Below are 13840 nucleotides of genomic sequence, written 5' to 3' on the forward strand. Positions count from 1 at the left end.
AAAGTCGGTCCTATGCGAACCGACTCTTCTCCCGGCACCCTGCCGGCGCGGGAGCACCTCCCGGCCGCGGCAGCCGGTACGCCTGTCCTGGACGTAGTGATCCCCGTCTACAACGAGGAGAAGGACCTCCAGCCATGCGTGCTCAGACTGCACGAGCACCTCAAGCGCACGTTCCCGTACGCGTTCCGCATCACGGTCGCGGACAACGCCTCCACGGACACCACTCCCCTGGTGGCGGCGCGGCTGGCGGCGGAGCTGCCGGAGGTCAGGTCCTTCCGGCTGGAGCAGAAGGGGCGCGGCCGGGCCCTGCGGACCGTGTGGTCCGCGTCGGACGCGCCGATCCTCGCCTACATGGACGTCGACCTGTCGACCGATCTGAACGCCCTGCTGCCGCTGGTGGCACCGCTGATCTCCGGTCACTCGGACCTCGCGATCGGTTCCCGGCTCGCCCGCTCCTCGCGCGTCGTGCGCGGTGCCAAGCGGGAGTTCATCAGCCGGACGTACAACCTGATCCTGCGTGGCTCGCTCCAGGCCCGCTTCACGGACGCCCAGTGCGGATTCAAGGCCATCCGGCGTGATGTCGCCCAGATCCTGCTGCCGCTCATCGAGGACACCGGCTGGTTCTTCGACACCGAGATGCTGGTGCTCGCCGAGCGCGCGGGCCTGCGCATCCACGAGGTGCCGGTCGACTGGGTCGACGACCCGGACTCGACCGTCCACATCGTCAAGACGGCGACCGACGACCTGAAGGGAGTGTTGCGCGTGGGCAAGGCCCTGGCCACCGGCTCGCTGCCGCTGGACCGGCTCACCCGGCCCTTCGGCGACGATCCGCGCGACCGCGACATCAAGGACGTACCCAAGGGGCTGGCCCGCCAGCTCGTCGGGTTCTGTGTGGTCGGCGGGATGTCGACCCTCTTCTACCTGCTGCTCTACAGCGCCTTCCGGGGCTTCGCCGGCTCGCAGATCGCCAACGCGCTCGCGCTGCTGGTCTCCGCCGTCGCGAACACCGCGGCCAACCGGCGGCTGACCTTCGGGGTGACCGGCCGGGGCGGGGCGGTGCGGCACCAGGCGCAGGGTCTGGTCGTCTTCGGTATCGGTCTCGCCCTGACCAGCGGCTCGCTCGCCGCCCTCAACGCGGCGACCAGCGACCCCGGCCACTCCACGGAACTGGCGGTGCTCATCGCCGCCAACCTCGCGGCGACGGTGCTGCGGTTCCTGCTCTTCAGGGCCTGGGTGTTCCCGGACCAGCACGACGAGCCGGCCTACTCGTCCGCGTCCACGGTGGTCGCCTCGCACACCCCGAACTCGCCCGTCTTCCAGGCGTACACCGAGGGCAGCACACGCAACACCGGCGCCGCGGGCCCGTACGCGAGCGCGACGCACACCAACTCCCCTTACTCCACCGACCAGTTCCGCGCCGGTGATGTCGCGGACCGCACCTGGGGGGATCCGACCACGCGGCTCCAGCCGGTGCGCCCGCACGACAGCCAGGATCCGAGGAACCCGCGATGACCACTCACTTCGACCAGACGACCCATACGGGCCCCTCGGGGCCGGGGGGTGCGAGCCCCTCGTATCCGCCGCCGGATTCACCGAATTCACCGGATTCAACTGCCGTACAGCAGACGGTGGTTACCGACACGGACCGGCCCGAGGCCTCCTCCGGTGAGCCCAACCAGCCCTTCGTACGCAGACTGTGGCGCGGTCGCCCCGAGGACCATCGGTGGGTACGGCCCGCGTTTCTCGCCACGCTGCTGGTGATCGGCGCGCTGTACACCTGGAACCTGACCGCTTCGGGATACGCCAACTCCTTCTACTCGGCGGCGGTTCAGGCGGGCAGCCAGTCCTGGAAGGCCTTCTTCTTCGGCTCCCTCGACGCCTCCAACGCCATCACCGTCGACAAGCCCCCGGCCTCCCTCTGGCCGATGGCGCTGTCGGTCAGGCTCTTCGGCCTCAACTCCTTCGCGATCCTGTTCCCGCAGGTCCTGATGGCCGTCGCCACGGCAGGTGTGCTGTACGCGTCCGTGCGGCGCCGGTTCGACGCCACGGCCGGGCTGCTCACGATGGCGGCCTTCGCGGTGACGCCCGTCGCCGCGCTGATGTTCCGCTTCAACAACCCGGACGCGCTCCTCGCGCTCCTGATGGCCGCCGCGGTCTACTGCACCCAGCGCGCCATGGAGAAGGCCGAGACGAAGTGGCTGGTCTGGGCTGGTACGGCGATCGGTTTCGCCTTCCTGGTCAAGACGCTCCAGGCCTTCCTGATCCTGCCGGTGCTGGCCCTGGTGTACGTGATCTTCGCGCCGACCAGCGTCCGCAGGCGCATCGGACAGGTACTGGCCGCCGGGCTCGCGATGATCGTCGCGGGCGGCTGGTGGGTCGCGATCGTCGAGCTGTGGCCGGCGTCCTCGCGCCCCTACATCGGTGGCTCGCAGAACAACTCCTTCCTTGAACTGACCTTCGGCTACAACGGACTTGGCCGTATCAACGGCGACGAGACCGGCAGTGTCGGCGGCGGTGGCGGCGGTGGCGGCACCGGAATGTGGGGCACGACCGGCTGGAGCCGGATGTTCAGCTCCGAGAGCGGCGGCCAGATCTCCTGGCTGATCCCGGCCGCGCTGATCCTGCTCGCCGCGGCGATCTGGGCCGGCCGCAGGGCCGGGCGCACGGACACCGCCCGCGCCGGGCTGCTTCTCTGGGGCGGCTCGCTGCTGATCACCATGGTGATCTTCAGCTACATGCAGGGCATCTTCCACGACTACTACACCGTCGCCCTCGCCCCCTACATCGCGCCGCTGGTCGGAATGGGCGCGGCCCAGCTCTGGCAGGAGCGGGACAAGATGTGGGCGTCGCTGACGCTCGCCGGTGCCATGACGGCCACCGCGGTCTGGGGGTACGTCCTCCTCAACCGTTCCTCCGACTACCTGCCCTGGCTGAAGTGGCTGGTGCTGGTGGGCGGGCTCACGGCCGCGCTGGGGCTCATCTTCGTCAACCGGCTCGGGCGCCAACTGGCCCTGGCGGTCGTTGGGTTGAGCTTCGTCACAGCGCTGGCGGGCCCGACCGCGTACTCCCTCACCACCCTCAACGAGGGTCACACCGGCTCGATCGTCACCGCGGGTCCGTCCGTACAGGGCGGTCGCGGCGGTATGGGCGGCGGTCCTGGTGGCGGCGCTGGCGGTATGGGCGGCCAGCGGGGTCAGCAGGGCCAGCAGAACGGCACCGGCAACACCCCGGGCGGTGGCGGCATGGGTCAGCCCCCGACCGGCGGTTTCCCCGGCGGCGGCAACAACACCCAGGGCAACCAGCAGCAGGGCAACGGCAACTCCCAGAGCCAGGGCAACCAGCAGGGCGGCATGCCCGGTGGCGGTGCGACCGGCGAGGGTGGCGGCATGGGCGGCGGCGGTGGCGTGGGCGGTCTGCTCAACGGCGCCAGCGTCAGCAGCGAGGCCAAGGCCCTGCTGGAGAAGAACGCAAGTGACTACACCTGGGCCGCGGCGGCCATCGGCGCCCAGAACGCGGCGAGTTACCAGCTCTCCACCGGCGACCCGGTGATGGCGATCGGCGGCTTCAACGGCACCGACCCGTCCCCGACGCTGGCCGAGTTCAAGAAGTACGTGGAGGACGGCAAGATCCACTACTTCATCTCCAGCGGCTCCGGCGGCGGTATGGGCGGCAGCAGCACCACGAGCACGTCGTCCCAGATCAGCTCGTGGATCGAGAGCAACTTCAAGAAGGTGACGGTGGGTTCGGCCACCTTCTACGACCTGACCCAGCCGACGACGAGCGGCAATTGACGGTCGGTTTCCAAGGCGGTGGGCCCGGAGCGATCTCGCTCCGGGCCCACCGCCCTTTATCTGTTGTACGCCGTATAGGGAACTGTTCTACGGTGTACAGCATGTCTACGTCCCCCCAGGCGAACCCCCTGGAGTCCCCGCCCGCCCAGGGGCACCCCCAACGCTGGCTGATCCTCGGTGTCATCTGTCTCGCGCAGCTCACCGTGCTGCTCGACAACACCGTCCTGAACGTCGCGATCCCCTCCCTCACCCGGGAGTTGGGCGCCGGTACCTCCGACATCCAGTGGATGATCAACGCGTACTCGCTGGTCCAGTCGGGCCTGCTGCTCACCGCCGGCAGCGCGGCCGACCGCTACGGCCGCAAGAAGATGCTGATCGCGGGCCTGGCCCTGTTCGGCGTGGGCTCACTGTTCGCCGGACTGGCCGACAGCACCGGCCAGTTGATCGCGGCGCGGGCCGGGATGGGCGTCGGCGGCGCGCTGCTGATGACGACCACCCTCGCCGTGGCGATGCAGATCTTCACGCCCGAGGAGCAGCCGAAGGCCATCGGCATCTGGGCCGCGGTGAACTCGCTCGGCTTCGCCACCGGCCCGCTCATCGGCGGCTTCATGCTGAACCACTTCTGGTGGGGCGCGATCTTCCTCATCAACATCCCGGTCGCGGCGCTGGGGCTGGTGGCGGTCGTGGCGCTCGTACCCGAGTCGAAGAACCCGACCGGCGACCGTCCGGACCTCCTGGGCGCGCTGCTCTCCACGATCGGCATGTCCTCGCTCGTGTTCGCCATCATCTCCGGCCCGGAACACGGCTGGACGTCGGGCCGGGTGCTGGTGCCGGCGGCCGTCGCGGTCATGGTGCTGGGCGCCTTCGCGTACTGGGAGAGCCGGATCCCGTACCCCATGCTCGACACGCACTTCTTCAGGAACCGGCGGTTCACGGGGGCGGTCGCGGGCGCGGTGCTGATCACCTTCGGGATGGGTGGCTCGCTCTTTCTCCTCACCCAGCACATGCAGTTCGTGCTCGGCTACGGCCCCTTGGAGGCGGGGCTGCGTACGGCACCGCTCGCGCTCGCGATCGTCGCGCTCAACTTCACCGGTGTCTCGGCGAAATGGGCGGCCAGACTGGGGACGCCCCTCGCCATCGGGCTCGGTATGACGCTGATGGCGTGCGGCCTGGTCTCCATCGCGACGGTTGCCTCCGGCGGTTACGCGGGTACGTTGCTCGGCCTGCTGCTCATCGGGACCGGGGCAGCGGTGGCGAGCCCGGCGATGGCGCACGCGATCATGAGCTCGATTCCGCCGGAGAAGGCCGGAGTCGGGGCGGGGATCAACGGCACGGTGGCGGAGTTCGGGCAGGGGCTCGGGGTCGCGGTGCTCGGCGCGGTGCTGAACTCGCGGTTCGCCGCGCTGGTCTCCGTGGCCGCGGTGTCCCTGCCGGGGGCGTTGGCGGAGGCGGGGTCGGCGGCGGAGAGGGCACGGATCACGGAGGCGTTCGCCTCCGGGCTGGAGACCAGTCAGCTGGTGGGGGCGGGAGCTGTGTTGCTCGGTGGGGTGGTCGCTGCGGTGTTGTTGCGCAGGGCCGAGCGGGTGACTGCCGCCTAGGAACTCGGGGGTTCGGCTTGTTGTGCGGCTGCGGGCCGTCTGTGGCTGATCGCGCAGTTCCCCGCGCCCCTTGGGCCGGCCGCGGCCTGGCATCCTTGCAAGCGGACGTATGTATCGGGAGGCGCGCCATGGTGAGAGCAGTTGAACGGCCTGCGCGGACCAGTGTCTGGCTTGACGGGAAGGCGCGCCGGAGCAGTACCGGTCGTGGCGGGCAGCCCTCTGGCCTGGACCGGGACCGGATCACCGAGGCGACCGTTCGGCTGCTGGACGCGGAGGGACTGGCCAGGTTCTCGATGCGGCGGCTGGCCGCCGAGCTGAACGTCACAGCCATGTCGGTGTACTGGTACGTCGACAACAAGGACGACCTGCTCGAACTCGCCCTCGACGCGGCCGGCGCCCAACTGCGCCTGCCCGACCCGGAGGCCGAAGGCGAGGACTGGCGCGACCAGCTCCGGGTACTGGCCGGCGAGTACCGGGCCCTGCTGGTCCGCCACCCCTGGGTGTCGCCGCTCGCCGGGACCTACCTCAACATCGGCCCGCACGCGCAGGCCTTCTCACGTGCCGTCCAGCGGGTGATCCGGCGGACCGGCCTGCCCGCGCGAGGACTCACCGGCGCCATCGCCGCCGTCTTCCAGTTCGTGTACGGGTTCGGCACGATCGAGGGCCACTTCATCGCCCGCTGCAAGGACGCCGGAATGACCCAGGACGCCTTCTTCCAGCACGCCATGAGCGCGGTCGGGGCGGCCCCCGAGGTCGCCGAACTGGTCCAGGAGTCGGCGGACATGATGGCGGCGAGGGGCGGCGAAACGGTCCAGGAGATGCGCGAGCGGGACTTCGACTTCGCACTGGAACTGCTGGTGGCGGGCATCGAGGCGATGGTCACGAGGCAGGACGACGAGACTCCGGCGCCGGGCCTTTCCAGCGGGTCGGGTGGCTGAGGGTGCGGCCGGGTTTTTCCGGCGGGTCGGTGCCTGAGGGGGCGGCCGGTCTTCTTCAGCGGGTCGGTGCCTGAGGGGCGACTGGGCCTTTCCAGCGGGTCGGGTGGCTGAGGGTGCGGCCGGTCTCTTCCAGCGTGATCAGTGTCTGCGGGCGCGGCCAGGCCTTTCAGCGCGTCCGGGGCCCGAGGACGCCGGACGCCGCCCGGCACCATCCAGCCCGTCCGGCGATTGAGGACGAGCGCGTTCAGCGCGACCGGGGGTCCGGGGGCGGAGCCCCCAGGACGAGGCTCACCGCATCGACCCGAGCCTCGTCGCCGCCCACCCCCGTTTCCCCGCCTACCCCTGCGGAGCAAGCCTCGCCGGGAAACCGCCGGTGGCGACCGGCCCCCACTTGTCCGGGGTGACCCGGATGATCGACTTGCCCTGCTTCACCATGGCCGCGCGGTACTCGTCCCAGTCCGGGTGCTCACCCGAGATGTTCCGGAAGTACTCCACGAGCGGCTCGACCGACTCCGGGGAGTCGATGACCTCCGCCGTGCCGTCGATCTGGACCCACGGCCCGTCCCAGTCGTCGCTCAGCACGAGCAGGCTGACGCGCTCGTCCCGCTTGGCGTTGCGCGTCTTGGCGCGCTCGGGGTAGGTCGACACGACGACCCGCCCCGAGTCGTCGACCCCACAGGTCAGCGGCGAGGCCTGGGGGGACCCGTCCGCGCGCCGGGTGAGGAGGATCGCCCGGTGGCGGGGCCGTACGAAGTCGAGCAGCTCGGCCAGGGACACGGCGGTGTTCGTAGCGATGTTCGGTGCCATACGGGCAGCCTAGAGGCTGGGCCCCCGCACGGCTTGGATGTCCAGCTCCACCCTGAGCGTCGTACCGATCGCCGCGATCCCCGCCCGCACCACCTGGTTGTAGTTCATGGCGAAGTCCTCGCGCCGCAGCTCCGTCGTCGCCCGGAACGCGGCCCGGGTGCCGCCCCAGGGGTCGGCGCCGGTGCCGAGGTAGGCGAGGTCGAGGTCGACGGGCCGTACGACACCGCGCATGGTCAGCTCGCCGTGGACGGTCCAGCGGTCGGAACCGGCGGCCGGGGTGAGACCCGTCGAGTGGAACGTGATCTCGGGGTGGGTGTCCACGTCCAGGAAGTCGGCGGACCGCAGATGGTCGTCCCGCGTGCCGTTGCCCGTGTCGATGGAGGCCGCCGAGATGACCGCCTCCACACGGGACTTGGCGATGTCGTCCGGCGCGATCTCGATCGTCGCCGTGAACTCGGTGAACCGTCCGTGCACGCTGGAGATGCCCAGATGCTGGGCGAGTGCCCCGACGGACGAGTGGGCCGGGTCGACGGTCCACGGCCCCGGCGGCGGCAGTTCGGCGCCGCCGCCCAGCCGGGCGAGCGTGACGGTCCCGACCTCGGCGCGTCCGCTCACGGTGACGATGGCGCTGGACGCGGTGGGCGCGTAGCCGACGGCCGTCACGATCACGGTGTACGCGCCGGGCGCGAGCGGGGTCGCGTCGCGCACGACCCCGTCCGCGTCCGCCCCGGCGCGCACCACCTGCCCGCCGGTCATGTCGGTCACGGTGACGACGGCGTGCGACACGGCCCACCCGTCCCGCGTACGAACCCGCGCACTCAGCCCCGTGACCCCTGCGATCCCTGTGGTGCCGTTCATGTTCTGCTACTCCCCGCCCGGGTGGGCGAGTTCGATGTCGTGGTCGTCGGCGCCGCGGCCCGTGACGGTCAGGGCGGTGGCCACCGGCGGGTAGCCGGTCGCGATGACCGTGTACTCGCCGCTGTCCAGATCGGTGAAGGCGTACGCCCCGTCCGTACCGGTCGTCGACGAGCCGACCACGTTGCCGGCCGCGTCGACGAGCGTGACCCGCGCGTCCCCGAGCGGCCCGTGCGGCGCCCGTACGACACCCTGGACGTGCGCCCCGGACGCCAGTTCCACCTCGACCCGGGTGACCCCGGTGCCGCCGACCTCGACGGGCAGCGCCCGCGGCCGATACCCGGCGGCGTTCACGGCGACCGTCACTCCACCCGGCACCAGCTCGGCGAACGTGAACTCGCCCTGCTCACCGGTGGTCCCGGTGGCCAGTACATCCCCGCGCACATCGGTGACGATCACCATGGCGTCCTTGACGGGCACCCCGGTCTCGGCGCCGCGCACCAGCCCGCTGAGGCCACTGGTGCCGCTGAGCAGGATGTCGTACGAGACCGGCTCGCCGTTCACGACGACGGTCGAGGCCTGCGGCTGGAACCCGTCCGCCGAGGCGATCAGGACGTACGAACCGGTGCCCGGCGCGTCCAGCGCGTAGGCGCCGTCGCCCTGCGCGACCGCGCGGCCCAGCTGACGTCCGGTGAGGGAGATCAGCGTGACGGCGGCCTGCGGAACGGGCGCGCTCTCGGCACCGCGCACGTGACCCCGTACCGGAATCCCGCCACCGGAAGGCTCCTCGACGGGCTCGAAGGTCTCGCCGGTCCCGGTGGCCGCGACAGCCACCGTGGCGACGGCGCCGGGCACCTTCTCCGTGTCGCTGACCTCTGCGGCCGGGGCGACCGGGCCGAGAGCGGCCTGCTTCTCCTCCGCGGCCTGCGCCAGCGCGCCCTTGGTCCGCAACGGGACCTCCTTGATGAAGACGGAGAAGACGAGCGCGAGCAGGGCGACCGGGGCGGCGTAGAGGAAGACGTCACCGATGCCGTGGCCGTACGCGCCCTCGATGACCGTGCGCAGCGGCGCGGGCAGCACGTCGAGGTCGGGGATCGTGTTGTTCGTGGAACCGGAGAGCGCCGAGGCGTACTTCGGGTCGATGGTGGCCAGGCCGTCCTTCAGGTGGTCGGTGATCCGGTGGCTGAGGACCGCGCCCAGCGCGGAGACGCCGATCGCGCCGCCGAGGGAACGGAAGAAGGTGACCACCGAGCTGGCGACACCCAGGTCGGAGGGGGAGACCTGGTTCTGGGTGCAGAGCACGAGGTTCTGCATCATCATGCCGACGCCGAGCCCGAGCAGCGCCATGTAGATGGCGACGTGCCAGTACGGGGTGTCGTAGCGCAGGGTGCCCAGCAGACCGAGACCGGCGCTCACCAGCACACCGCCGGAGAGCAGCCACGCCTTCCAGCGTCCCGTACGGGTGATGACCTGCCCGGAGACGGTGGAGGCGACGAACAGGCCGCCGATCATCGGGATCGTCATGACGCCTGACATGGTCGGCGACTTGTCCCGGGCCAGCTGGAAGTACTGGCTGAAGAAGATGGTGCCCGCGAACATCGCGACGCCGACGAAGAGCGAGGCGAGCGAGGCGAGGGTGATCGTGCGGTTGCGGAAGAGCCGCAGCGGGATGATCGGCTCACTGGCCTTCGACTCGACGAGGACGAAGATCCCGAGCAGGGCGACGGTGCCGCCGATCATCGCGTACGTCTGCCAGGACACCCAGTCGTACTTGTCGCCGGCGAAGGTCACCCAGACCAGCAGCAGGCAGACGGCCGCGGTGATGAAGAAGGCGCCGGTCCAGTCGACCTTGGCCTTGCGCTTCACGACGGGCAGGTGCAGGGTCCGCTGCAGCACGACGAGGGCGACGACGGCGAAGGGCACGCCTACGTAGAAGCACCAGCGCCAGCCGAGCCAGCTGGTGTCGGTGATGACCCCGCCGATCAGCGGTCCCCCGACCATCGCGGTCGCGAAGGTGGCGCCGAGGTAGCCGTTGTAGCGGCCACGCTCACGCGGGGAGATCATCGCCGCGAGAATGATCTGGGCGAGGGCGGACAGTCCACCCATGCCGACGCCCTGCACGGCACGGAAGCCGATGAGCATGGCCGCGTTCTGCGAGAGTCCGGCGGCAGCCGAGCCCAGCACGAAGATGACGAGCGCGAACTGGATCAGCAGCTTCTTGGAGAAGAGGTCGGCGAGCTTGCCCCACAGCGGGGTGGACGCGGTCATCGCGAGCAGCGACGCGGTCACGACCCAGGTGTAGGCGCTCTGGCCGCCGCCGAGGTCCTTGATGATGTCGGGCAGGGCGTTGGAGACGATCGTCGAGGACAGGATCGCCACGAACATGCCGAGCAGCAGCCCGGTGAGCGCTTCCATGATCTGCCGGTGCGTCATCGGCGCGCCGTCGGCGGACCCGTGGGACCCTCCTCCGTGCTTGGCGTGCGCCGCCCGCACACCGGCCGGTGTGGTCGTTGCCATTGAACTTCCTTGTCTGTGCTGCGTCTTGCACGTCATTTGCTACGGCGTGTGTTGGGTACCGAAGCTCTCCCGGAGCCGCCCCATGAGGCGGGCGAGCTGCCCGACCTCCTCGTCGCTCCAGTCGGCGAGCCGGTGGGCGAGCAGTTCGGTGGTCCGTCGTGACAGCTCGCCGATCTGCGCGTGCCCCGACGGGGTCAGCCGCAGAATGCGGGAGCGCTTGTCGGCGGGGTCGGGGAGCCGTTCGATCCAGCCGCGTCCGGCGACGTGGGCGACATGGCGGCTGGTGACGGACATGTCGACGGCCAGCAGCTCGGCGAGCCGGCTCATCCGCATGTCCCCGTACCGGCCGAGCAGCGTCAGCACGGTGGCGGAACCGCCGGGACACTCGGGCGGCATGATCCGCCCCATCTCCCGCTTGACGGCCCCGAAGGCACTGAACTGACGCACCAGCTCCTCGTACTGCGTCTGCTCGGCCATCACACCTCCTGAGTGCGGTCCCTGAGTGCGGTCCCCTGAGCCCTGCTCCGGTGTCCAGTTATTCGTTGCTTGGGGCAACCATAGAAAAGATTGGTTGCTACAGGCAAATGAAATTGCGAGGGGTAGGGCTAAAAACTTGGCAAAGGCAAGCATTGGCGAACGTAAACGCGCAGGTGAGATGGGTGAGAGAGGGGGGCAGCTTGGGCGCGCCCCGTCGAGTTCGCTAGGGTCTCGCACCATGGCCAACACCCCCAACCCCCAGGGCCCCGAGGGCAACTACGACCCCGCGGGCAGCACCCAGATGTTCCGAGCGTTCGTCGACGAGACCCCTCAGGGCGGCGGCCGCCAGGCACCTGCGCCGGCGGGCCCCCGTATCGGCCTGATCGTCGGCGTGGTCGTCGCCGTGCTGGTGATCGCGGCGGTGGCCTGGCTGGCGCTCAAGTAGGGCCTACGCGAGGACGTGACCGCCTGTCCGCCGGTGCACGGCGGAGCGGCGGCTCGTCGCCCTGTCCGCCTGCCCCCTGCTTACTCCCACTGCACCCCGACGACTCGGGTGTCCACCCGCATCCCCCACGGCACGCGCCACTCCTCCACGCACACCGTCCAGCTCTCTTCGCGCCCCGTACCCGGCCCGATCGGCGTCGGGAGCGGCACCGTCGACTCGATGGTCGCCCAGTCGATGCCGAGCAGGTCGATGATGTGCGTGCCGAAGGTCACCGTGCCCGAACGCACCGGTGAGCCACCGGTGTTGTGGAAGGGAAGCGTCGCCTTCTCGCACCAGCGTCTGTCCGTGGACTCTCGTACCAGCGCACCTGTGACCAGCCGCGCGGGACCGGTGGGCGTTGACGGCACCGGTGTTGTGGAAGCTGTCGGAGCTGTCGGCCCCGGCCCCGGTGTGACACTCGATGTCGATGTCGGTGTCGACGTCTGCCTCGGTGTCGGCCCCGGATCCGCTGAACCCGTGCTTGTCCGGCCGGAGCCGGCGTCTCCTGGAGGAGCGGCCGGCGCTGCCGGAAGGGGCGCTGCCCCGGGCCCTGTCGCAGGGGGTGCGCGGTCGACTGCCTTGTCCAGCGGGCGGGTTGGGAGCCGGAGTCTCCGGCTGCCGTCCCTCCAGCGGTACGAACGTCACCTCCCCGGTGGGAGCGATCGCCGTACCGCCGATCGCCGGTCGCTCGACCGGCACGTACCGTTCCTGTGGGCTGAGTGGGAGTGAGTCCGTTCAGCCGCGCGCCCCGAACGGTCTTGGGCGCACTGGTCCCCGGCGTACTCGACCCCGGGTGGCGACACGCATCGTGTGCGTGGTCCGGGCCCGGGAGGCCAGTTCCCTACGCGGCCTGGCCAGGTGGGTACGGCCAGGGGGCGACGGGGAGGCCCTGAACCATCACTCCGGTGGAGCAGGGGCCCCGCACGCTGACGCCGTACCCGGTGTCCCAGGTCGCACGATCACGTTAGCCCGAACAGCCCAGACCACCGCAAGCCCGCACACAGACGATCACACGATCGAGCTAATCCGGCCTTATATGCACTCCTTGGCGAGCAGCTCCAACCCCTCGTCGTGTCCGCCGCCGTTCCCGCACGCCGCCAACACCCCTGCCAGGGCACAGGTCACGACGGCCGCCGAGGAGGTCAGGGCGATGGCGCCCCGGCGGTCATGCGTCGCGCGGGTCTGTCGAAGCATCGCGACATCGTCACTGATGCTCCGTCAGAAGTGAACCCTCAGTCGGACTTTGGCCGGATCTCCGACCGGATCCACAGTCGGATCCGTAGCCGGACCGAGCCGGACCGACAGCCCGATCTCAGTCGGAGATCAGGCCCTCGCGGAGCTGGGTCAGGGTCCGGGTCAGGAGGCGTGACACGTGCATCTGGGAGATGCCGACCTCCTCGCCGATCTGCGACTGGGTCATGTTGGCGAAGAAGCGCAGCATGATGATCCGGCGCTCGCGCGGCGGGAGTTTGGCCAGCAGCGGCTTCAGGGACTCGCGGTACTCCACGCCCTCAAGCGCCGTGTCCTCGTAGCCGAGGCGGTCGGCCAGGGAGCCCTCGCCGCCGTCGTCCTCCAGGGCCGGGGAGTCCAGGGACGAGGCCGTGTACGCGTTGCCGACCGCGAGGCCGTCGACCACGTCCTCCTCGGACACGCCCAGGACCACGGCGAGTTCGGGCACCGTGGGGGAACGGTCCAGCTTCTGGGCGAGTTCGTCGCTGGCCTTGGTGAGGGCCAGGCGCAGCTCCTGCAGCCGGCGCGGTACACGCACCGACCACGAGGTGTCGCGGAAGAAGCGCTTGATCTCGCCCACGACCGTCGGCATCGCGAACGTCGGGAACTCGACACCGCGTTCGCAGTCGAAGCGGTCGATCGCCTTGATCAGGCCGATGGTGCCGACCTGGACGATGTCCTCCATCGGCTCGTTCCGGGAGCGGAAGCGGGCCGCCGCGTACCGGACGAGGGGGAGGTTCAACTCGATGAGGGTGTCCCGGACGTACGCACGCTCGGGGCTGTTCTCGTCGAGGGCGGCGAGCCGCAGGAACAGGGAACGGGACAGGGTCCGGGTGTCGATGGCGCCCGTGGTCGGCGGAGGAGCCGGGAGGGCCTGGACGGCCGGGGTCGCCTCTGCCTCGACCTCCACTACGAGGGCCGGGACGTCGTGAAGCTCGGCGGGCGCCGACTCGCTCTTTGTGAGCGTGAGCACCTTCGAGCTGCCCTGGTCTGCGGACATGCCACCCCCTTTGGGTCGCGGACGGTCGCGGCGGACGTTCCCGATCTGAGGAACGCAGCCTTCACCTGAATACCGGAGCCGAAGCCACGGCAAACGCTCTTCCGGCAGAATGTCACATGTCGGCAACACGCTGTAGTGACATG

Annotated in this window: 12 protein-coding genes; 5 read left to right on the forward strand and 7 right to left on the reverse strand. The window is 70.1% G+C overall.

The features are described 5' to 3' along the window. Positions 1-12: 12 nt before the first annotated feature. The 4 genes from PV734_RS12015 to PV734_RS12030 all read left to right on the forward strand — a co-directional run bounded on the left by PV734_RS12015 (position 13) and on the right by PV734_RS12030 (position 6327). Positions 13-1512 (forward strand): bifunctional glycosyltransferase family 2/GtrA family protein, encoded by a 1500-nt coding sequence (locus tag PV734_RS12015; RefSeq protein ID WP_319289440.1) that lies wholly within the window; start codon positions 13-15, stop codon positions 1510-1512. After that, complete coding sequence (locus PV734_RS12020) at positions 1509-3791, forward strand: ArnT family glycosyltransferase (RefSeq protein WP_319289441.1); 2283 nt, start codon at positions 1509-1511, stop codon at positions 3789-3791. Before PV734_RS12015 ends, PV734_RS12020 begins: the two co-directional genes overlap by 4 nt. A 101-nt stretch (positions 3792-3892) precedes the next feature. Then, positions 3893-5389, forward strand: coding sequence for an MFS transporter (locus PV734_RS12025; protein WP_319289442.1), 1497 nt, complete (start codon positions 3893-3895; stop codon positions 5387-5389). Between the two features lie 128 nt (positions 5390-5517). After that, positions 5518-6327 (forward strand): TetR/AcrR family transcriptional regulator, encoded by an 810-nt coding sequence (locus tag PV734_RS12030; RefSeq protein ID WP_319096548.1) that lies wholly within the window; start codon positions 5518-5520, stop codon positions 6325-6327. Between the two features lie 336 nt (positions 6328-6663). Here the strand turns inward: PV734_RS12030 and PV734_RS12035 are convergent, their stop codons facing one another. The 4 genes from PV734_RS12035 to PV734_RS12050 are packed head-to-tail and all read right to left on the reverse strand — an operon-like array spanning position 6664 to position 10983. Beyond that, a complete protein-coding gene (locus PV734_RS12035) occupies positions 6664-7134 on the reverse strand; it encodes a PPOX class F420-dependent oxidoreductase (RefSeq protein ID WP_319096547.1) in 471 nt (156 codons plus the stop codon). A gap of 9 nt (positions 7135-7143) precedes the next feature. After that, entirely contained in the window at positions 7144-7992 is an 849-nt protein-coding gene (locus PV734_RS12040) for a YceI family protein (protein ID WP_319289443.1), read from the reverse strand. A gap of 6 nt (positions 7993-7998) precedes the next feature. Next, entirely contained in the window at positions 7999-10506 is a 2508-nt protein-coding gene (locus PV734_RS12045) for an MFS transporter (RefSeq protein WP_319289444.1), read from the reverse strand. Between the two features lie 39 nt (positions 10507-10545). After that, positions 10546-10983, reverse strand: a complete 438-nt coding sequence (locus PV734_RS12050; RefSeq protein ID WP_319096544.1) for a MarR family winged helix-turn-helix transcriptional regulator — start codon at positions 10981-10983, stop codon at positions 10546-10548. 238 nt (positions 10984-11221) lie between these two features. On the opposite strand from PV734_RS12050, the gene PV734_RS12055 reads away from it, so the two are divergent. After that, positions 11222-11428 carry a hypothetical protein gene (locus tag PV734_RS12055; protein WP_319096543.1) on the forward strand — a complete coding sequence of 69 codons (207 nt, stop codon included), beginning with the start codon at positions 11222-11224 and terminating at the stop codon, positions 11426-11428. A gap of 80 nt (positions 11429-11508) precedes the next feature. Here the strand turns inward: PV734_RS12055 and PV734_RS12060 are convergent, their stop codons facing one another. The 3 genes from PV734_RS12060 to PV734_RS12070 all read right to left on the reverse strand — a co-directional run bounded on the left by PV734_RS12060 (position 11509) and on the right by PV734_RS12070 (position 13697). Then, the gene (locus tag PV734_RS12060; protein ID WP_319096542.1) at positions 11509-11835 is read right to left on the reverse strand and encodes a hypothetical protein; all 327 of its coding nucleotides are present in this window, start codon (positions 11833-11835) and stop codon (positions 11509-11511) included. 664 nt (positions 11836-12499) lie between these two features. Further along, positions 12500-12661 carry a hypothetical protein gene (locus tag PV734_RS12065; RefSeq protein WP_319289445.1) on the reverse strand — a complete coding sequence of 54 codons (162 nt, stop codon included), beginning with the start codon at positions 12659-12661 and terminating at the stop codon, positions 12500-12502. A 118-nt stretch (positions 12662-12779) separates the two neighbouring features. Beyond that, positions 12780-13697, reverse strand: coding sequence for an RNA polymerase sigma factor SigF (locus tag PV734_RS12070; RefSeq protein WP_319096541.1), 918 nt, complete (start codon positions 13695-13697; stop codon positions 12780-12782). Positions 13698-13840 lie beyond the last annotated feature (143 nt).

The organism is Streptomyces sp. AK08-02, assembly GCF_033795085.1.
Lineage (GTDB): Bacteria > Actinomycetota > Actinomycetes > Streptomycetales > Streptomycetaceae > Streptomyces > Streptomyces echiniscabiei.